The sequence below is a fragment of the Streptomyces sp. NPDC040610 genome (genome assembly GCF_055594065.1).
This window is the reverse complement of sequence record NZ_JBVIXA010000001.1, coordinates 820,696-838,371: the sequence shown is the minus strand read 5'-3', so window position 1 is coordinate 838,371 and position 17,676 is coordinate 820,696. Positions and strand designations below refer to the sequence as shown.

General features: G+C 72.4%; 18 protein-coding genes. 8 read left to right on the top strand and 10 right to left on the bottom strand.

Going from position 1 to position 17,676, the window contains the following annotated elements; translation table 11 throughout:
• Window positions 1-288 precede the first annotated feature (288 nt).
• Together ACZ6AA_RS03760 and ACZ6AA_RS03755 are read left to right on the top strand one after the other, a co-directional pair.
• Window positions 289-1,404, top strand: a complete 1,116-nt coding sequence (locus ACZ6AA_RS03760; RefSeq protein WP_468451484.1) for a magnesium and cobalt transport protein CorA — start codon at window positions 289-291, stop codon at window positions 1,402-1,404.
• A 30-nt stretch (window positions 1,405-1,434) separates the two neighbouring features.
• Entirely contained in the window at window positions 1,435-1,956 is a 522-nt protein-coding gene (locus ACZ6AA_RS03755; RefSeq protein ID WP_468451482.1) for a hypothetical protein, read from the top strand.
• Window positions 1,957-1,963: 7 nt separating this feature from the next.
• Here ACZ6AA_RS03755 and ACZ6AA_RS03750 read toward each other — a convergent pair whose 3' ends face one another.
• On the bottom strand, window positions 1,964-2,752 hold the full coding sequence (locus tag ACZ6AA_RS03750; protein WP_468451739.1) for a hypothetical protein: 789 nt from the start codon (window positions 2,750-2,752) through the stop codon (window positions 1,964-1,966).
• A gap of 254 nt (window positions 2,753-3,006) precedes the next feature.
• On the opposite strand from ACZ6AA_RS03750, the gene ACZ6AA_RS03745 reads away from it, so the two are divergent.
• From ACZ6AA_RS03745 to ACZ6AA_RS03735, 3 genes are read left to right on the top strand one after another with little or no spacing between them, the layout of a single operon-like run.
• Window positions 3,007-4,284, top strand: a complete 1,278-nt coding sequence (locus ACZ6AA_RS03745) for a magnesium transporter MgtE N-terminal domain-containing protein (protein ID WP_468451480.1) — start codon at window positions 3,007-3,009, stop codon at window positions 4,282-4,284.
• Window positions 4,271-4,846 carry a DUF1003 domain-containing protein gene (locus tag ACZ6AA_RS03740; RefSeq protein ID WP_471456082.1) on the top strand — a complete coding sequence of 192 codons (576 nt, stop codon included), beginning with the start codon at window positions 4,271-4,273 and terminating at the stop codon, window positions 4,844-4,846. The genes ACZ6AA_RS03745 and ACZ6AA_RS03740 overlap by 14 nt, the downstream gene beginning before the upstream one ends.
• Before the next feature lie 44 nt (window positions 4,847-4,890).
• Entirely contained in the window at window positions 4,891-6,024 is a 1,134-nt protein-coding gene (locus ACZ6AA_RS03735; RefSeq protein ID WP_087885752.1) for an Mrp/NBP35 family ATP-binding protein, read from the top strand.
• A gap of 103 nt (window positions 6,025-6,127) precedes the next feature.
• Here ACZ6AA_RS03735 and ACZ6AA_RS03730 read toward each other — a convergent pair whose 3' ends face one another.
• The 5 genes from ACZ6AA_RS03730 to sigE all read right to left on the bottom strand — a co-directional run bounded on the left by ACZ6AA_RS03730 (window position 6,128) and on the right by sigE (window position 12,244).
• The gene (locus ACZ6AA_RS03730) at window positions 6,128-6,799 is read right to left on the bottom strand and encodes a hypothetical protein (RefSeq protein WP_030359777.1); all 672 of its coding nucleotides are present in this window, start codon (window positions 6,797-6,799) and stop codon (window positions 6,128-6,130) included.
• Between the two features lie 298 nt (window positions 6,800-7,097).
• A complete protein-coding gene (locus tag ACZ6AA_RS03725; RefSeq protein WP_468480543.1) occupies window positions 7,098-7,586 on the bottom strand; it encodes a sec-independent translocase in 489 nt (162 codons plus the stop codon).
• A 230-nt stretch (window positions 7,587-7,816) separates the two neighbouring features.
• A complete protein-coding gene (locus ACZ6AA_RS03720) occupies window positions 7,817-9,799 on the bottom strand; it encodes a S1C family serine protease (RefSeq protein WP_471456076.1) in 1,983 nt (660 codons plus the stop codon).
• A 694-nt stretch (window positions 9,800-10,493) separates the two neighbouring features.
• Complete coding sequence (locus ACZ6AA_RS03715) at window positions 10,494-11,474, bottom strand: anti-sigma factor family protein (RefSeq protein WP_468451472.1); 981 nt, start codon at window positions 11,472-11,474, stop codon at window positions 10,494-10,496.
• Complete coding sequence (sigE, locus tag ACZ6AA_RS03710; protein WP_468451470.1) at window positions 11,471-12,244, bottom strand: RNA polymerase sigma factor SigE; 774 nt, start codon at window positions 12,242-12,244, stop codon at window positions 11,471-11,473. The genes ACZ6AA_RS03715 and sigE overlap by 4 nt, the downstream gene beginning before the upstream one ends.
• Window positions 12,245-12,416: 172 nt before the next feature.
• On the opposite strand from sigE, the gene ACZ6AA_RS03705 reads away from it, so the two are divergent.
• A complete protein-coding gene (locus tag ACZ6AA_RS03705; protein ID WP_380857996.1) occupies window positions 12,417-13,115 on the top strand; it encodes an O-methyltransferase in 699 nt (232 codons plus the stop codon).
• A gap of 252 nt (window positions 13,116-13,367) precedes the next feature.
• On the opposite strand, the gene ACZ6AA_RS03700 is transcribed toward ACZ6AA_RS03705, so the two are convergent.
• Entirely contained in the window at window positions 13,368-13,535 is a 168-nt protein-coding gene (locus ACZ6AA_RS03700; protein WP_003966491.1) for a DUF3117 domain-containing protein, read from the bottom strand.
• 338 nt (window positions 13,536-13,873) lie between these two features.
• On the opposite strand from ACZ6AA_RS03700, the gene chcB reads away from it, so the two are divergent.
• Window positions 13,874-14,674, top strand: coding sequence for a 2-cyclohexenylcarbonyl CoA isomerase (chcB, locus tag ACZ6AA_RS03695; RefSeq protein WP_471456072.1), 801 nt, complete (start codon window positions 13,874-13,876; stop codon window positions 14,672-14,674).
• 13 nt (window positions 14,675-14,687) lie between these two features.
• Here the strand turns inward: chcB and ACZ6AA_RS03690 are convergent, their stop codons facing one another.
• Together ACZ6AA_RS03690 and ACZ6AA_RS03685 are read right to left on the bottom strand one after the other, a co-directional pair.
• The gene (locus ACZ6AA_RS03690; RefSeq protein ID WP_471456070.1) at window positions 14,688-15,278 is read right to left on the bottom strand and encodes a DNA-3-methyladenine glycosylase I; all 591 of its coding nucleotides are present in this window, start codon (window positions 15,276-15,278) and stop codon (window positions 14,688-14,690) included.
• Window positions 15,275-15,688, bottom strand: coding sequence for a DivIVA domain-containing protein (locus tag ACZ6AA_RS03685; protein WP_468451737.1), 414 nt, complete (start codon window positions 15,686-15,688; stop codon window positions 15,275-15,277). Before ACZ6AA_RS03685 ends, ACZ6AA_RS03690 begins: the two co-directional genes overlap by 4 nt.
• A gap of 150 nt (window positions 15,689-15,838) precedes the next feature.
• Between ACZ6AA_RS03685 and folP the strand changes: the two genes are divergently transcribed.
• Window positions 15,839-16,699, top strand: coding sequence for a dihydropteroate synthase (folP, locus tag ACZ6AA_RS03680; protein WP_468451464.1), 861 nt, complete (start codon window positions 15,839-15,841; stop codon window positions 16,697-16,699).
• A 210-nt stretch (window positions 16,700-16,909) separates the two neighbouring features.
• On the opposite strand, the gene ACZ6AA_RS03675 is transcribed toward folP, so the two are convergent.
• Window positions 16,910-17,659, bottom strand: coding sequence for an LOG family protein (locus tag ACZ6AA_RS03675; protein ID WP_468451462.1), 750 nt, complete (start codon window positions 17,657-17,659; stop codon window positions 16,910-16,912).
• Window positions 17,660-17,676 lie beyond the last annotated feature (17 nt).

Below are 17,676 nucleotides of genomic sequence, written 5' to 3'. Positions count from 1 at the left end.
TCGAAGTCGACCGTGCAGTACCACTCGCTCTTCCGCCCGCTGAGCATCCCGCAGCAGCGTAGCTGCGGCCGCGCGCACGGCCTCCCCGGACGCCCCGTCCGTACCCGGCCCGTACCGCGCACGACGGAAGAGCACCGCGTTTCACCTGATCTGCATCAGTAGCGTTGCTGCCACCGCGACAGTGCGGTGCTCCCCGCTTTGAGGACGAGCCAGAACCCGCAGCAGGACGTCCCCATTCCGGGCAGTTCCACCCGTCGCCGGCGGCCCTTTCGTCGAAGGAGCCTGCCCATGTCGATGATCCGTGACCTGCGTGACGCCGTGCGCCCGTCCCAGCGCAAGGACAGCCCCTCCTACAGTTCGTACGACACCACCCGCGACCCCAGCGCCGTCTCCGCCGTCGTCGACTGCGCCGTCTACCGCGACGGCCGCCGCGTCGCCTGCGACGACACCCTCACGCCGCACGAGGCGATGCTCCAGGTGCGCCGCGACGGCGGCTTCGCCTGGATCGGGCTGCACGAGCCGACGGAGGCCGAATTCGCCGGTATCGCCGCCGAGTTCGGGCTGCACCCGCTGGCCGTGGAGGACGCCGTCCACGCCCACCAGCGGCCCAAGCTGGAGCGCTACGACGACACGCTCTTCACGGTCTTCAAGACCATCCACTACGTGGAGCACGCCGAGCTCACCGCCACCAGCGAGGTCGTCGAGACCGGCGAGGTCATGTGCTTCACCGGCCGGGACTTCTTCATCACCGTCCGGCACGGCGGCCACGGCTCGCTGCGCGCGCTGCGCCGCCGCCTCCAGGACGAGCCGGAGCTGCTCGCCAAGGGCCCCTCTTCGGTCCTGCACACCATCGCCGACCACGTCGTCGACGGCTATCTCGCGGTCGCCGACGCCATGCAGGTCGACATCGACGACGTCGAGAACGAAGTGTTCGCGGCCACCGGCAAGGGCGTCTCGCGCGGTGTCGACGCCGGGCGGATCTACCAGCTCAAGCGCGAGGTCCTGGAGTTCAAGCGCGCTGTGTCGCCGCTCCTTCGCCCCATGCAGCTGCTCAGCGAGCGGCCCATGCGGCTCGTCGACCCCGACATCCAGAAGTACTTCCGCGACGTCGCCGACCACCTCGCGCGCGTCCAGGAGCAGGTCCTCGGCTTCGACGAGCTCCTCAACTCCATCCTCCAGGCCAACCTCGCCCAGGCCGCCGTCGCGCAGAACGAGGACATGCGCAAGATCACGTCCTGGGCGGCCATCATCGCCGTACCGACGGCCGTGTGCGGTGTCTACGGCATGAACTTCGACCACATGCCGGAGCTGCACTGGCGGTTCGGCTACCCGATGGTGCTCGGCCTGATCGGCACGGTCTGCTACACGATCCACCGCACCCTGAAGCGAAACGGCTGGCTCTGAGCCCGTCGCGGGCCTCGCTAAGCTTCCGGCATGACTGCTGACGCGCTGTTCGACCGCGCCCTCGTCGAGGAGGCCACGAAGAAGTCGGGGCTGATCTGGGTGCGCGGCGCCGCGCCCGACGGCCCCGTCCGGGCCCTGTGGCACGTCTGGGTCGACGGCGCGGCCCACCTCGTCGGGGACGGCCCCGGCGAGCAGCCGCTGCCGGACCTCGTCGACGGGGCGGGCGCCGAAGTGACCGTGCGCAGCAAGGACAAGGGCGGCCGCGTGATCGCCTGGACGGCCGCGGTGACGGAGCTGGCGCCGCGCTCCGAGGCCTGGGAGGCGGCCGTCGCCGAACTCAAGGGCAAGCGCCTGAACGCCCCCGACGGGGAGCGGATGGTGGAGCGCTGGGCAGCGGAGTGCCGGGTGCTGCGGCTGACGCCGGGCGCGGCGAGCACGGACCTGCCGGACGGCTCCCTCGCGGCGGCCCCGCTGCCGACGGACGCGACGACCCGCAAGCCCGTACCGGCGGCGCTGCCGCGGCTGCTCCTGCGGCGCAAGAAGAAGCGCTGACGCGCCCTCACTGCGTGGGCAGCTGCTTGCCGTAGTCCACCGTCTCGTCCTTGCCGGGCTCCTCCAGGACGAACTCCTTGCCCCACTCGGTGAGCCGCAGCGCGCCCGCGCCGCCCGCGCGCTGGAGCCGCAGCGGGTACGGCTTGCCCTCCAGGGACACGTCCAGCGTGCCGCCCGCGCCCTCGTCCCCGGCGATCTTGATGATGTGCCGCGTGCCCGAGTCGGACCGCTCCCCCTTCGACAGCTTGCCGTGCAGCGCGAGCGTGCCGTCGAGCATCAGGTCCTTGTCGGTGAAGCCGCTCAGCTGCTGGTACGAGGGATCGCCCGCGGGGACCTTCACGAACTTGCCGTTGAGCTTCGCCGCCGCGGACCGGTCGCCCGCCGAGCCGCCCGCCTTCCCCTCGGTGCCCCCGGCCCCCCCGGTCTCGTTCTGGTGCTTCCAGAAGCCCGAGTCGGCCTTCAGATACAGGTGCTCGCCGACGCGGAGGAGCTGAAACGTCCCGCCCTTGAACGTCACCGAGCCCTCGCCGCCCGAGCCCTTGAGGCGCATGTCGAGCTTGTACGTCTGGCCCTTGCTGACGACCGTGCCGGACAGGCGGACCGCGTCGGCGCCCTTGGCCGCCTGCCGCGCCTTGCTCTGGATCTTCGCCGCGGACAGCTTGCCCACGCCGTTGGTGCCCGCGTCCGGGTCCTCGCCGCCGCCCCCGCAGCCCGTCAGCCCGGCGCAGCCCACCACGAGCCCCGCGCACACCGCGCTCACCAGCGCCGGCCTTCGGGTACGGCGGGCCTGTCGCATCGCAGTCACAGGTGGCGCTGCCTCTCGTGCGGACGTCCTCTACGGCGGCGGCCATAGCGCGGCTACGGCCTGGCGTACCGCAGCGTACCGGTGCTGCGGACCCACCTCCGAGCCAGTCCGGACGGACGTCTCACCAGGGCGGATGCGCCCGGCAGGAGCTAGCCTGGGGCGCGTACGAAAGATCGTATAAATGCGCCTGAAAGCGGCATCGATCGATACGACCAGCGGTAGTGAGCAACAGGGAGGCGCCGCGCATGGCGGCAAGCGCGCCCCGGATCTTCGTCTCGCACCTGGCGGGCACCGCCGTCTTCGACCCGAACGGCGACGAGGTGGGCCGGGTGCGGGACCTCGTCGTCATGCTCAGGGTGGGCCACAGGCCGCCGCGGCTGCTCGGCCTGGTCGTGGAACTCGCCACGCGCCGCCATATCTTCCTGCCCATCACCCGTGTGACCGGCATCGAGTCGGGCCAGGTCATCACCACCGGGGTGCTGAACGTGCGGCGCTTCGAGCAGCGGCCGACGGAGCGCCTGATCCTCGGCGAGATGCTGGACCGCCGGGTGCGCCTGGTGGAGAGCGGCGAGGAGGTGACGGTCCTCGACATCTCCGTGCAGCGGCTTCCGGCCCGCCGTGACTGGGAGGCGGACCGGGTCTTCGTAAGAAAAGGCAAGGGAGGGGCCTTCCGGCGCAAGGGCGAGACGCTGACCGTCGACTGGTCGGCCGTGGACGGGTTCTCTCTGGAGGAGCACGGGCAGGGCGCTGAGAGCCTGCTCGCCACGTTCGAGCAGCTGCGCCCCGCCGATCTCGCCAACGTGCTGCACCACCTGTCGCCGAAGCGCCGTGCGGAGGTCGCCGCCGCGCTCGACGACGACCGGCTCGCGGACGTCCTTGAGGAGCTGCCGGAGGACGACCAGATCGAGATCCTCGGCGCCCTCAAGGAGGAGCGCGCCGCCGACGTCCTGGAGGCGATGGACCCGGACGACGCCGCCGACCTCCTCGCCGAGCTCCCGGAGGACGACAAGGAGCGCCTGCTCACCCTGATGCAGCCGGACGACGCGGCCGACGTGCGCCGCCTGATGGCGTACGAGGAGCGCACGGCGGGCGGTCTGATGACGACCGAGCCGATCGTGCTGCGGCCGGACGCCACGGTCGCCGACGCCCTCGCGCGGGTGCGGCAGCAGGACCTCTCCCCCGCGCTCGCCGCGCAGGTGTACGTGTGCCGCCCGCCGGACGAGACCCCGACCGGCAAGTACCTGGGCGCCGTGCACTTCCAGCGTCTCCTGCGCGACCCGCCGTACACGCTCGTCGGGTCGATCCTCGACGACGACCTGCGGCCGCTGCGCCCGGAGGCCGAGCTGCCGGTCGTGGCGGGCTTCTTCGCCGCGTACGACATGGTGTCGGCGCCGGTCGTCGACGAGAGCGGTTCGCTGCTCGGCGCGGTCACCGTCGACGACGTACTCGACCACATGCTGCCCGAGGACTGGCGGGAGACGGAGTACCACCTCCAGGAGGGGGCCGGTCATGGCGGCGGCTGAGCGGGAGCGGGACAAGGACCGGGACCGGGACCGGGAGGCGCGTGGCCGGGCGCGGTTCCGGCTCGACCAGCCGCGGGCGCCGCGCCGCAAGCTGCTTCCGGACTACGACCCGGAGGCCTTCGGGCGGCTGTCGGAGCGGATCGCGCGGTTCCTCGGGACGGGCCGGTTCATCGTCTGGATGACGGTCGTCATCATCATGTGGGTCGTCTGGAACGTCTCCGCCCCGGCCGGCCTGCGCTTCGACCAGTACCCGTTCATCTTCCTGACCCTGATGCTCTCGCTCCAGGCGTCGTACGCCGCCCCGCTGATCCTGCTCGCGCAGAACCGCCAGGACGACCGCGACCGCGTCACCCACGAGCAGGACCGCAAGAGCAACGAGCGGTCCATCGCGGACACCGAGTACCTCACCCGCGAGATCGCCTCGCTGCGCCTGGGCCTCGGCGAGGTCGCCACCCGCGACTGGATCCGCTCCGAACTCCAGGACCTGGTCAAGGAGCTGGAGGAGCAGCGCGACGTATTCCCGTCCGAGAGTGCTGGGTCACGTGATGTAGGCGACCGCTGACGGCCCTTTCCTGCCACCGGTTACCGCGCCGTACTATCGGTCGTATGGCTACGGAAGACGCGGTGCGTGAAGCACTGGCGACGGTGAACGACCCCGAGATCCAGCGACCCATCACCGAGCTGGGGATGGTCAAATCGGTGGAGATCGGCGCGGACGGCGCGGTCGCCGTCACCGTGTATCTGACGGTCTCCGGCTGCCCCATGCGCGAGACGATCACGAAGAACGTGACGGACGCGGTGGCCGCCGTCGAGGGCGTCACACGCGTCGACGTGACCCTGGACGTGATGAGCGACGAGCAGCGCAAGGAGCTGGCCACGGCGCTGCGCGGCGGCACCGCCGAGCGCGAGGTGCCGTTCGCCAAGCCGGGCTCGCTGACCCGGGTGTACGCGGTCGCCTCCGGCAAGGGCGGCGTCGGCAAGTCGTCCGTGACGGTGAACCTGGCGGCGGCGATGGCCGCCGACGGCCTGAAGGTCGGCGTCGTGGACGCGGACATCTACGGCCACAGCGTGCCGCGCATGCTGGGCGCCGAGGGGCGCCCCACCCAGGTCGAGAACATGATCATGCCGCCGTCGGCGAACGGCGTGAAGGTCATCTCCATCGGCATGTTCACCCCCGGCAACGCACCCGTCGTGTGGCGCGGCCCGATGCTGCACCGCGCGCTCCAGCAGTTCCTCGCGGATGTCTTCTGGGGCGACCTGGACGTGCTGCTCCTGGACCTGCCGCCGGGCACGGGCGACATCGCGATCTCCGTGGCGCAGCTCGTCCCGAACGCGGAGATCCTCGTCGTCACCACCCCGCAGCAGGCCGCCGCCGAGGTCGCCGAGCGCGCGGGCTCCATCGCCGTGCAGACCCACCAGAAGATCGTCGGCGTGGTCGAGAACATGTCCGGCCTTCCCTGCCCGCACTGCGGCGAGATGGTCGACGTGTTCGGCACCGGCGGCGGCCAGAAGGTCGCGGAGGGCCTGACGAAGACCACGGGCGCGACCGTGCCGGTGCTCGGCTCCATCCCGATCGACGTGCGCCTGCGCGAGGGCGGCGACGAGGGTCGTCCTGTGGTCCTGTCCGACCCCGAGTCCCCGGCGGGGAGCGCGCTGCGCACGATCGCGGGGAAGCTGGGTGGCCGCCAGCGGGGTCTTTCGGGTCTCTCCTTGGGCATCACGCCCCGGAACAAGTTCTGAACCGTTCGCGCCGCGCGCCCCGCATCGCGCTCCGCGCTCGTCCTCAAGCGCCGGGCGGGCTGATTCCCAGCCCGCCCGGCGTGCGGTCGGCCCGTCGGCGGGACTACTCCGCGTAAGAGCCGATGTCCTGTACGACGGAGAACCCGAGGCCGTACGCGCTCATGCCGCGTCCGTACGCCCCCAGATGCACCCCCTCCTTCGTGGACCCGGCGAGCACCCAGCCGTACTCGGACTCCCGGTAGTGGAACGAGGTCGGGACCCCGTCCACGGGCAGGGAGAGCGTCGACCAGTCGGACCCGTGCAGGTCGTCCGCGAGGACCCAGGCGGTCTCCGTCTGCTGGTCGAGCCAGTCGTCGCGCAGGCTGTGGTCCATCTGGCCGGGCCAGGTGAAGGACAGCAGCCCCACCCCGGCGAGCCAGGCCGCGGAGGACACCGAGGTCGCCTCCAGGACGCCGGTGCCGTCGGCGCTGCGCCGCACCGGGTTGGCGGCGATGGTCACCACGACCGCGAACCGCTCCTTGTCGCCGTTCCCGAAGGAACCCTCCGCCCTGACCGACGGCTCGTCACCGTGCCCGATGGAGCCGTGCTCGACGGCCCCGTCCGCGGCGGTGCCGACCTGCATCAGCCAGCGCGGTCCCGTGAAGGCCTCGTCCAGGCCGTACCAGGGGAAGGGCGCCAGCAGGTAGCCGTCGACCGTGCGCCGGGCGGAGGGCACCGCTTGCGCGGCACCATCCGCGGCTGGCGCCTGCGCGCCCACCCGACTTGTCGTCTCCATGTACCCGGCCGCCTCCTCGCTCTCGTCGGTCCGGAGCGGCCCGCCCCCCTCGGGCGTCCTCACGCCGGACAACAAGGCAGGATAGCCACACCCATTCCGGATGCCGGTGAACCGGTCGGCGGAAGGGGTGTTCGCGAGGGCCCCGACCAGGCCGTACCGGGCGCCGGGCGGCGCATCTCGGACACGCACCGGCGCACGCGGGCGCCGGGGGTGGCGCGGGATTTCGCCGGAACGCCGTGCGGTGCCGCCGGACGCCGACGGGGGGCCGTCGGGTGGTGGCGGGCGGTGGCGGGTCGCGTCAGGTGGCGTCCGCGTCGAACGGCGGCGGGTCGTCTGCCGCCGGTTTTCCGGGCTCGGGGCGCTTCTCCATGTCGAGGCGGCCGCCGCCGGAGCCGTTCGCCGACGCGGTCGAGGAGCCCGCCGAACCCGTGTTCCGGCTGCCCGAGTCGTCGCCGGAATCGCTGTCGCGCCCGTGCACGGCGTCCGCGACTTCGGCCATTTCCTTCTTCAGGTCGAAGCCGTTGCGGATTTCCTTCAGACCGAGATCGTCGTTCTCCATCTGCTTCCGGATGAACTTCTTCGGGTTCAGGTCTTCGAACTCGAAGTCCTTGAATTCCGGGCCCAGTTCATTCCGTATGTCCTGCTTCGCGCTGTCGGAGAATTGGCGGATCTTGCGAATGGTCCGCGACACGTCCTGAATGAGCTTCGGCAGCTTGTCCGGGCCGAAGATGAGCACGGCGAGGATGACCAGCGTCACTATCTCGAGTGCGCCAATGTCGTTGAACACCTTGAAAGCTCCTTGCCGTCCGGACCGGGTCTACGGTACCCGCCGCGGCTGTCCGTCCGGTAGCCGCACGGCGACAACGCGGACAACGCGGGTGGGGGGCGCCGGGGCGGCGGGCCGGGCGGGACGGGGCTGCTGGGCGGGCGGGGACGGGGCTGCGGGGCGGCAGGCCGGGAGGGGCGCCGGACCGGGCGGGGCACCCCGCTACTCCCCTCCTCTCCCCTCCTCCCCTACTACTCCCCGCTCGCCGTGCCGAGGACCAGGGTCACCTTCCGCTCGTCGCCGCCGCGCTCGACGGTCAGCTCCAGGCGGTCCTTCGGGCGGTGGGCGCGGATCTTGACGATGAGCTCGTCGCCGGAGTGCACGCGCTGGCCGTCCACGGCCGTGATCACGTCGCCCGGCTTCAGGCCCGCCTTGGCGCCGGGCCCGCCGCGGTTGACGGCCGGGCCGCCGTCCCGGCTCTCGCGCGCGATGCGGGCGCCGTCGCCGGTGTACTGCTTGTCGATGGTGACGCCGATGACGGGGTGCGTGGCCCGGCCGGTGTTGATGAGTTCCTCGGCGACGCGCTTGCCCTGGTTGATGGGTATGGCGAAGCCGAGGCCGATGGAGCCGGACTGGCCGCCGTCGGGCCCGGAGTCGTTGCCCGCGGAGCGGATGGCGCTGTTGATGCCGATGACACGGGCCCGGGAGTCGACGAGGGGCCCGCCGGAGTTCCCCGGGTTTATCGGCGCGTCCGTCTGCAGGGCGTTGACGTACGAGACGTCGCTGCCGTCGCCCTTCTCGCCGCCCGCCGTGATGGGGCGCTCCTTGGCACTGATGATGCCGGAGGTGACGGTGTTGGCGAGGTCGAAGGGCGCGCCGATGGCCACGACGGGGTCGCCCACCTGGACGTTCTCGGAGTTGCCGAGGGGCAGGGGCTTGAGTCCGCGGACGCCGGAGACCTTGACGACGGCCAGGTCGTAGCCCGCGTCGCGGCCGACGACCTTGGCGCTGGCGGTCTCGCCGCCGCTGAAGGTGACCGATATGTCGCCGCCGGAGCCGCCGGGCTCCACCACGTGGTTGTTGGTGAGGATGTGGCCCTTGGCGTCGAGGACGAAGCCGGTCCCGGTGCCCGCGCCGTCGTCGCCCCGGACGTGCAGGGTCACGACACCGGGCAGGGCGCTGGCCGCGATCCCGGCGACGCTGTCCTTGGACCGCTTCTGGGACCCGGACTCGGCCTGCGGCAACTCCACGTCGCCCCCGAACCCGCCGTCCCGCTCCAGCTGGGCCCCGACCACGCCACCGACCCCACCCGCGACCAACGCGATCACCACAGCCCCGAGCACCAGCACCCGCCGCCCCCGCCGACGCCGCTGCTCCTCGGTCCGAACGGCGGCACCGGTCTGCTGCAGCGGGGCACTCCAGGGGTCGTAGCGCTGCCAAGGGGCACCGGGCCCGGCGCCTCCCGGTCCGGGGGCTCCCAGGCCGGGGGCCTCCGGTGCGGGGGTGGTCTTGGCGGTCAGGTCGACCCCGGGGTCGCCGTGAGGCAGGGGTTCGTGGGGCGTCGTCCCATGGGCTGCGGCCACCGGGTGCGGAGGGCCGGGGTGGGTGGTGCCGTGCGGCGGCGCGCCCTGGGCGGGGACGCCGGACGGGGGCGTGCCGTGGGCCGGGGTGGCCTGCTGCGGGGTGCCGGGGGCGGGGGTGCCTTGGGTCGGGGGCATGCCTTGGGCGGGGGTGCTGTGGGCGTGGGGCGCGTGCCCTTGAGCACCCGGCTGCTGAGGCGTGCCGGAGGCCGGCGTGCCGGGCGCGGGCATGCCCTGGTGCAGGGGGCTGGGCGTCGGGGTGCCGGGCGGGGGGACCTCGTGGGTGGGGGTGCCGTGGCTGGGCGTGCCGGGAGCTTGCGGGCTGTGGCCCTGGGGTCCGGGGTACGGGGCTCCGGGGGGTGGCGTGCCGTGTGTGGGGGCGCCGAGGGCCGGGGCACCCAGGGGTGCGCCGTGGCCCTGGGTCCCGTAGACGGGGGTGCCTTGGGCCGGGGTCGCCACGGGGTGCTGCACGGGCGGGGCGGGGGCCCAGGGCCCGGGCTCGCCGTAGGGCGGGGTGCTGTACGGGTCGGGGTCGTGCAGGGGGCGGGGGCGGTCGGTGGGGGCGGCGTCCGTCACGCCGCCCGGGGACACGTCGGCTGTCGGCACGGACGCCTGGTCGGCGGGGTGAGGTACGCCGACTGCGGCCGAGGGCACGTCAGCTCCCGGCGCGGGTACATCCGCTACGGCCGGAGGCACATCAGCTCCAGGCGCGGATACATCCGCTACGGCCGGAGGCACATCCCCTGCGGGGGCAGCCGGAAGCACATCACCCGCGGGCCGAGCAGCGTCCACAGCGGTCGGCGGCGCGTCGGCCACCGCCCGGGAATCCCCGGCCGGACCCGCACCACCGTCACCAGCGGCTTCACGGGCACCGACAGCGCGACCCCCCACACGAACCGTCCGCCCGCTCTCGATGTCCCCGGAAACCGCACCCTGAGGCATCTCACCGTGGGGCGCCGAGCCCTGCGGCCGGGCATCATGCGGCGCCGCATCCCGAGGCCCCCCGTCAGGAACAGTCGCATCCCGAGGCCCCCCGTCAGGGACAGCCCCGTCCCGAAGCTCCCCGCCAGGGGCAACCCCACCCCGAGACCCCTCACGACCAGCCGCCCCCTCGGCCAAGGGCGCCACCTCGCCGGACACCCCCGTCAGGGGTTCCCCGTGCTCAGGCCCAGTGCCAACGTTCGGCTGTCCCTCGTCCATGCTCTCCCCACAACTGGCCCGCGGCGGACGCCGATTACGTGCTTGTCGCCGGGTCCGCCGAGTCCCCGGCGGGCACGGCCCACCGAGGATTCAACCAGGTCTGCTTCGCCGACGTGCAGCTCACGTCGGCGAAGGGGGTGGTGGGCCGTCAGTGGTACTGCCTGCCGTAGAGCGGGTCGGGCCTGGGGGTGGCCTTGGGGGTGGAGTCCACCGTGGCGTTCAGGGTGAGGCCTTGGGGTGCGCCGCCGCGGGACTCGTCGGCGACGGCCCGCACCAGCGGGGACATGACGCCCGCCCCGGCAAGCAGCGGGGCCGTGACCTGCGGGGTGTCGGGGCCGTGCCCGGGGCGCAGGCGGGCGCCGGCCAGCAGGGGCGCGGCGGCCGTGGTGGGCGCGAGTGCCGGGGACCGCGGCCCCTGCACGGAGAGCGGGTTGGCGCCGCGACGCCGCACGGAGTCGGGCACGGCGGTGTTGGCCGCGCTCGGGGACCGCAGGGGCGATGCGTTGCTGTTGGCGGCGGCGCCGCCGCTCGCGCGCTGCTCGCCCGCGGTCAGGGGGGTGCCCATCGTGACCCCGCCGAGCGCTATCGCGGCCAGCGACACCGCCCCGGCCGCGGCGAACGCGAACCGCCGGCCGAGCCAGACGGACCGCTCGGCCTCGGGCCGGCCGACGTCATGGATGCGGAAGCCGCGCTGCTCACTGGGCAGCACCGCGGCGTGGGCGCCCGAAGGGACGTACCCGACGAAGGGCTCGGGTCTTCCCCCGCGGATGCTGAAGACACCGCCCTGGGGCAGGCCGGTGGCCTCCGACGACCCGGTGGCGAAGCCGTCGTCGACGGGCGTGCGCGGGCCCCCGGACCGGCCGATGTCGTCGATGTCGGCGGCGGGAAGGCTCTGAAGGCGGGCGAGGAAGCTCTCGCTGGGAGGCGGCGCCGCGGTCTGCGCGAAGACGTTCTTGAGGCGGCGCTGCGCGTCGGCCTCGGCCTTGCACTTCGGACAGGTCGCGAGATGCGCGAGCACTCGCTCGCGCGCGTCATGACCGAGCTCACCGTCGACCAGCGCGGCGAGCCGGTCCCCCAGGTGCTGCTCGGCGAGATGCCGCTCGGCAGGATTGGACCGTGATCCACTCACGCGGTCGCGCCCCCTCCTCCCAGCGCCACGGCTCCGCTCACGGCCAGCGAGCGGCGCTCGGCGCGGGCCTCGGGCGAACGGTGCTGGAGGGCCTTGCGGAGCTGGGAGCGGCCGCGGTGGATACGGCTGCGGACCGTACCGAGCTTGACGCCCAGGGTGGCGGCGATCTCCTCGTACGAAAGGCCTTCGATGTCGCACAGGACGACGGCGGCACGGAACTCGGGCGCGAGGGTGTCGAGCGCCTGCTGGACGTCCGCGTCGAAGTGGGTGTCGTTGAACACCTGCTGGGGCGAGGGCTCACGGCTGGGCAGCCGCTCGGCCGCGTCGTCCCCGAGGGCGTCGAAGCGGATGCGCTGCTTGCGCCGGACCATGTCCAGGAAGAGGTTCGTGGTGATGCGGTGCAGCCAGCCCTCGAACGTGCCGGGGGTGTACGTCGACAGCGAGCGGAAGACGCGGACGAAGACTTCCTGCGTGAGGTCCTCGGCGTCGTGCTGGTTGCCCGTCAGGCGGTAGGCGAGGCGGTAGACGCGGCCGCTGTGCGTGCTGACGATCTCTTCCCAGGTGGGAGGAGTCCACGCCTGCGATTCCGCATCAGCGGCAAAGGTCGCGGTCTGAGCGGAGTCGGTGGCGCGGGAACGGTCAGCGGTGTCGGTCACGGATTTCGGCTTGCCCGCCAATCCGAGAAAGCGCCTCAGCGGCCTTCCCCGATCTGCGCGCGCAGCCGCACCTCCCCTGTCGGCTCTGGTGGTGTCCAGTGGAGCCCCTACCATAACCACCTCGCCCGTTAGCTCCGGATAAGCGTTTTTACGTGAATTTGGTACTTGGCTCTTGCCGTACCCGGCCCGTCGGGTCTGCGTCACGCAAACTCCGCGAGCCGACTTGAGTTCCAGATCCATGTCTATGCCCCCGCTGTCCTCACACCCCTTCTAAACGCACGGTCCCATCTGCGGGTTCCCGGCCCCAACGGATACAGTCACGGCCAGGCAACCACGGGGACAGGAGAGGGCCATTACCGGCAACCGGCAGACGAGCTGGGCGTTCGCCGACGCCTTTGTCGCCGAGGACGAGGCACTGCGCTGGGCCCGGGACCGGGCCCGGGAGGCCGGGCTGCGCTCGGTGTCCCCCGGCACCGGCGCCGCGCTGGGCATGCTGGCCGCCACCGTGGACGCCAAGGCGGTCGCCGAGATCGGTACGGGCACGGGAGTGTCGGGCATCCACCTGCTGCACGGAATGCGCCCCGACGGCGTCCTGACCACGGTCGATCCGGAGCCGGAGCGTCAGCAGTTCGCCCGTACGGCCTTCCGCGCCGCCGGTTTCGCGGGCAACCGCGCCCGCTTCATCCCCGGCCGCGCCCTCGACGTCCTGCCCCGCCTCGCGGACGGCGGCTACGACCTGGTCTTCTGCGACGGCGACCGCACGGAGTGCCTCGACTACCTCGCTGAATCGTTGCGCCTGCTCCGTCCGGGGGGCCTGGTCTGCTTCGAGGGCGTCTTCGCGGACGGCAGGACCGTGGACTCCGGACCGCAGCCCGTGGAGGTACTGCGGCTGCGTGAGCTGCTGCGGGCCGTCCGCGAGAGCCAGGACCTGGTGCCGTCGCTGCTCCCGGTGGGCGACGGCCTCCTCTGCGCCGTCAAGCGCTAGCCGTCGAGCGCTAGCCGTCGAGCGCTGACCGCCGGACACCCGGCGTCCCGCGCCCGCGCTCCCCGCCGACCCGGTGATTCAGGCCTTTCACCCCGGCGGAATCCGGACGTTCACGCAGGCCGCGGGCCCCCCGGGAGCCCCTCCCCCGTCAAGCCCACGTATGCCTTCGGCCCCCGTACACAGCGCTGCCCCGGCTCGTCGTACGATGCCGGGGCAGTGCAAAAAACGGTGAACAGTGTGGGCGCTTTCGCGTCAGCCGACAACCTTCTTCAGGGCGTCGCCGAGGGCGTCGGCCTCGTCGGGGGTCAGTTCGACGACAAGTCGACCGCCGCCTTCGAGCGGAACGCGCATGACGATGCCCCGCCCCTCCTTGGTCACCTCGAGCGGGCCGTCGCCCGTCCGCGGCTTCATGGCCGCCATGCTCGTTCCCCTTCCTGAAACCAGCTTGTCGCAGCCGACAACCCAGGTGTCAGCGGCATCGAACACATTGCTTCCAGGTCATTATCCCGCATCGCGGGACCCGATGACCAACATCAGTCGGCATCGCTTGCGCAACGCGCGTCCGCAAAACCACTCAATTCGGCGATGTGACTGCAATACTTCGCCGCCCCACACGCTTCTCCCGCCCCGCACACTTTGACGCAGGTCACATCCGCGACGGCGTACCGAGGGCCGATGATCTAGGTCATGCTGGGCCCGAAGCCCACCGGGCAGCGGACCACACCCAGCGGACCACAGGACAGCGGAGGGGACCCACCATGGCCGACACCGTGCTCTACGAGGTGAGCGACGGACTCGCGACGATCACGCTGAACCGCCCCGACGCGATGAACGCGATGAACGTCGAGGCCAAGGTCGCCCTCCGGGAGGCGGCCCGCTCGGCCGCGGCGGACCCGGCCGTGCGCGCGGTGCTGCTCACCGCCACCGGACGCGCCTTCTGCGTGGGCCAGGACCTCAAGGAGCACGTGGGCCTGTTGCAGCAGGACCGCGAGACCGGCTCCGGGCAGACCATGAGCACGGTGCGCGAGCACTACAACCCGATCGTGCGGGCCCTGACCGGGATGCCCAAGCCGGTCGTCGCCGGGGTCAACGGCGTGGCGGCCGGCGCGGGCTTCGGCTTCGCCCTCGCCGCGGACTACCGGATCGTCGCGGACACGGCGTCGTTCAACACGTCCTTCGCGGGCGTCGCGCTGACCGCCGACTCCGGGGTCTCCTGGACCCTCTCGCGCCTCATCGGCCCGGGCCGCGCCGCCGACCTGCTGCTCTTCCCGCGCGGCATCAAGGCGCAGGAGGCGTACGACCTGGGGATCGCCAACCAGGTCGTGCCCGCCGCCGAGCTCGCGGAGACGGCCCTGAAGACGGCCCGCGCCCTTGCCGAGGGCCCGACCCTGGCGTACGCGGCGATCAAGGAGTCGCTCGCCTACGCCGCCGGGCACACTCTGGACGAGGCGCTCGACAAGGAGGACGAGCTGCAGACCCGGGCGGGCGCCTCCGAGGACCACACGATCGCGGTGAAGGCGTTCCTGGACAAGGCCAGGCCGAAGTACCTCGGCCGCTGAGCGACCCGGGGCCTCAGGCGCCACCCGCCTCGCGGGCCACACAGTCCGCGAGGTGGTCGTTCACCAGGCCGCAGGCCTGCATCAGGGCATACGCCGTCGTGGGTCCGACGAAGCGGAGGCCGCGCTTCTTCAGCGCCTTGGACAGGGCGGTCGACGCGTCCGTGACCGCGGGCACGTCCGCGAGGGTCCGCGGCACCGGGCGCGTCGCCGCGTCCGGGGCGAACGACCAGATCAGCTCGTCCAGTTCACCGGCGGGCCAGTCGGCGAGCACGCGCGCGTTGGCGATCGTCGCGTCCACCTTCGCGCGGTTGCGGATGATGCCCGCGTCGGCGAGCAGCCGCTCCCGGTCCGCGTCGCCGAACTCCGCGACCGCGGCGATCTTGAAGCCGGAGAACGCGGCGCGGAAGCCCTCGCGGCGGCGCAGGATCGTGATCCACGACAGGCCCGACTGGAACGCCTCCAGGGACACGCGCTCGAACAGCGCGTCGTCGCCGTGCACCGGACGGCCCCACTCCGTGTCGTGGTACGCCACGTAGTCCTCGGTGGACAGGCCCCACGGGCAGCGCAGGCCGCCGTCCGGGCCCGGGATCGCCCCGCCGCTCATCTGCCGTCCTCCGGTCGCTCGTCCGTCGGCGCCGGGGCGCCGTGCTGTCCCTGCCCGCGCTCCGCCGCGTCGTACTTCTTGAAAAGACCGGGTCCGCCGACCGCCGTCGCCTGGGCGCCCGCGAGCGCCGACTCCAGCTCGGCGATGCGGGCGTCCCGCTCCGCCAGCTCGGCGGCGATGCGGTCGAGGCACTCGTCCACGTCCACCATGCGATAGCCGCGGACCGTCATCGGGAAGCGCACCGCCTCCACGTCCGCGCGACGCAGCGGGCGGTCCGGCGGCAGCGGGTCGGTCAGCCGCTCCGGCGGCGCCTCGGGCAGCGCGCCGCTCTCACCGCCGCCGAGGACCGCCAGGGTCACCGCGCCCACCACGACGACGAGGGCGATGACCAGGAACAGGAACATGACCATCTCTGCGGTCCCCACGCTCGGATGCCGGCCGCACCGCGGCCGACACGGAAACTGTCTGGCTCCGATCGTGCCATGCGGGTGTGACAGTTAAGGTCGCAGGCGGCCGGACCGCGAGGCCGGACAGAGGAACGACAAGGAGGCTCCAAGGGGATGCTCAAGCTGGGCAGGCGCGAGTTCGACGCGCACGAGCCGGTGATCATGGCGATCGTGAACCGGACCCCGGACTCCTTCTACGACCAGGGGGCCACGTTCCACGACGAACCCGCCCTCGCGCGCGTGGAACAGGCCGTCGCCGAAGGCGCCGCGATCATCGACATCGGCGGGGTCAAGGCCGGGCCCGGCGAGGAGGTCACCGCCGAGGAGGAGGCGCGGCGGACCGTCGGCTTCGTCGCCGAGGTGCGGCGGCGCTTCCCCGACGTCGTCATCAGCGTCGACACCTGGCGGCACGAGGTCGGCGAGGCCGTCTGCGACGTCGGGGCCGATCTGCTCAACGACGCGTGGGGCGGGGTCGATCCCAAGCTCGCCGAGGTCGCCGCGCGGTACGGGGTGGGGCTCGTGTGCACCCACGCGGGGGGCGCCGAGCCGCGTACGCGGCCCCATCGCGTCGAGTACGACGACGTCGTCGCCGACATCCTCCGTGTGACCGTCGGGCTCGCCGAGCGGGCCGTCGAGCTCGGTGTGCCCCGGGAGTCCGTGCTCATCGATCCCGGGCACGACTTCGGGAAGAACACCCGGCACTCCCTGGAGGCCACGCGGCGGCTCGGGGAGCTCGTCGGCACGGGGTGGCCCGTGCTCGTCTCCCTCTCCAACAAGGACTTCGTCGGGGAGACGTTGGACACTCCGCTCAAGGAGCGGGTGGTGGGGACGTTGGCCACGACCGCTGTGTCCGCGTGGCTGGGGGCGCAGGTGTATCGCGTCCACGAGGTCGCCGAGACCCGTCAGGTCGTCGACATGGTCGCCACGATCGCCGGCCACAGGCCTCCGGCGGTGGCCAGGAGGGGGCTGGCGTAGGGCCTTGCCGGGGGCTCCCCAATCCCACCCCTTCCCGAACCTGGGGGCTCCGCCCCCAGACCCCCGCTCCTCAAACGCCGGACGGGCTATAGATAGCCCGTCCGGCGTTTGAGGACGAGGCGCGAAGCGCCGATCAGCGGGGGCCAGGGGGCGCAGCCCCCGGTTTCGGAGAAGGGGCGGGACCGGGGCGCCCCCCGCGAGGGCCGGGGCTCAGCGGCCCACTTCCTTCGTCACCAAGGCCACCGCCTCCTCCACCTCGTCCGTGACGTGGAAGAGGAGGAGGTCCTTCTCGGAGGCCTTGCCCTGGGCGACCACGGTGTCGCGGAGCCAGTCGACGAGCCCGCCCCAGTAGGCGGTGCCGAAGAGGACGATCGGGAAGCGGGTGACCTTGCGGGTCTGGACGAGGGTGAGGGCCTCGAAGAGCTCGTCGAGGGTGCCGAGCCCGCCGGGCAGGACGACGAACCCCTGGGCGTACTTCACGAACATGGTCTTGCGGACGAAGAAGTAGCGGAAGTTGACGCCGATGTCGACGTGCGGGTTCAGCCCCTGCTCGAAGGGCAGCTCGATGCCGAGCCCGACGGAGATCCCGTCGGCCTCACGGGCCCCCTTGTTGGCGGCCTCCATGGCACCGGGCCCACCCCCGGTGATGACGGCGAAGCCCGCGTCGACGAGCGCCTTGCCGATCCGCACCCCGGCCTCGTACTCGGCGGAGCCCGGCTTGGTCCTCGCGGAGCCGAAGACGCTGATGGCACTGGGGAGTTCGGCGAGCGCGCCGAAGCCCTCGACGAACTCGGACTGGATGCGCATGACCCGCCAGGGGTCGGTGTGCACCCACTCGGTGTCGCCCTCGGTGTCGAGGAGGCGCTGGTCAGTGGTACCGGGCGTGATCTGATCGCGCCGCCGCACCACCGGACCCAGGTGCTGCTCCTCCGGCGGACCCTGTGTTTCCGGACTGCCCATGAACATCCCCTTCCACT

What these genes read in the sequence shown, in the direction of transcription:
- ACZ6AA_RS03760 (WP_468451484.1), top strand. Translation starts at nt 289, where the DNA reads ATGTCGATGATCCGTGACCTGCGTGACGCCGTGCGCCCGTCCCAGCGC.
- chcB (WP_471456072.1), top strand. Translation starts at nt 13,874, where the DNA reads ATGGCCGACACCGTGCTCTACGAGGTGAGCGACGGACTCGCGACGATC.
- ACZ6AA_RS03690 (WP_471456070.1), bottom strand. Translation starts at nt 15,278, where the DNA reads ATGAGCGGCGGGGCGATCCCGGGCCCGGACGGCGGCCTGCGCTGCCCG.
- ACZ6AA_RS03730 (WP_030359777.1), bottom strand. Translation starts at nt 6,799, where the DNA reads ATGGAGACGACAAGTCGGGTGGGCGCGCAGGCGCCAGCCGCGGATGGT.
- ACZ6AA_RS03745 (WP_468451480.1), top strand. Translation starts at nt 3,007, where the DNA reads ATGGCGGCAAGCGCGCCCCGGATCTTCGTCTCGCACCTGGCGGGCACC.
- ACZ6AA_RS03750 (WP_468451739.1), bottom strand. Translation starts at nt 2,752, where the DNA reads ATGCGACAGGCCCGCCGTACCCGAAGGCCGGCGCTGGTGAGCGCGGTG.
- sigE (WP_468451470.1), bottom strand. Translation starts at nt 12,244, where the DNA reads ATGGTAGGGGCTCCACTGGACACCACCAGAGCCGACAGGGGAGGTGCG.
- ACZ6AA_RS03675 (WP_468451462.1), bottom strand. Translation starts at nt 17,659, where the DNA reads ATGGGCAGTCCGGAAACACAGGGTCCGCCGGAGGAGCAGCACCTGGGT.
- ACZ6AA_RS03755 (WP_468451482.1), top strand. Translation starts at nt 1,435, where the DNA reads ATGACTGCTGACGCGCTGTTCGACCGCGCCCTCGTCGAGGAGGCCACG.
- ACZ6AA_RS03740 (WP_471456082.1), top strand. Translation starts at nt 4,271, where the DNA reads ATGGCGGCGGCTGAGCGGGAGCGGGACAAGGACCGGGACCGGGACCGG.
- ACZ6AA_RS03700 (WP_003966491.1), bottom strand. Translation starts at nt 13,535, where the DNA reads ATGGCGGCCATGAAGCCGCGGACGGGCGACGGCCCGCTCGAGGTGACC.
- ACZ6AA_RS03685 (WP_468451737.1), bottom strand. Translation starts at nt 15,688, where the DNA reads ATGGTCATGTTCCTGTTCCTGGTCATCGCCCTCGTCGTCGTGGTGGGC.
- folP (WP_468451464.1), top strand. Translation starts at nt 15,839, where the DNA reads ATGCTCAAGCTGGGCAGGCGCGAGTTCGACGCGCACGAGCCGGTGATC.
- ACZ6AA_RS03735 (WP_087885752.1), top strand. Translation starts at nt 4,891, where the DNA reads ATGGCTACGGAAGACGCGGTGCGTGAAGCACTGGCGACGGTGAACGAC.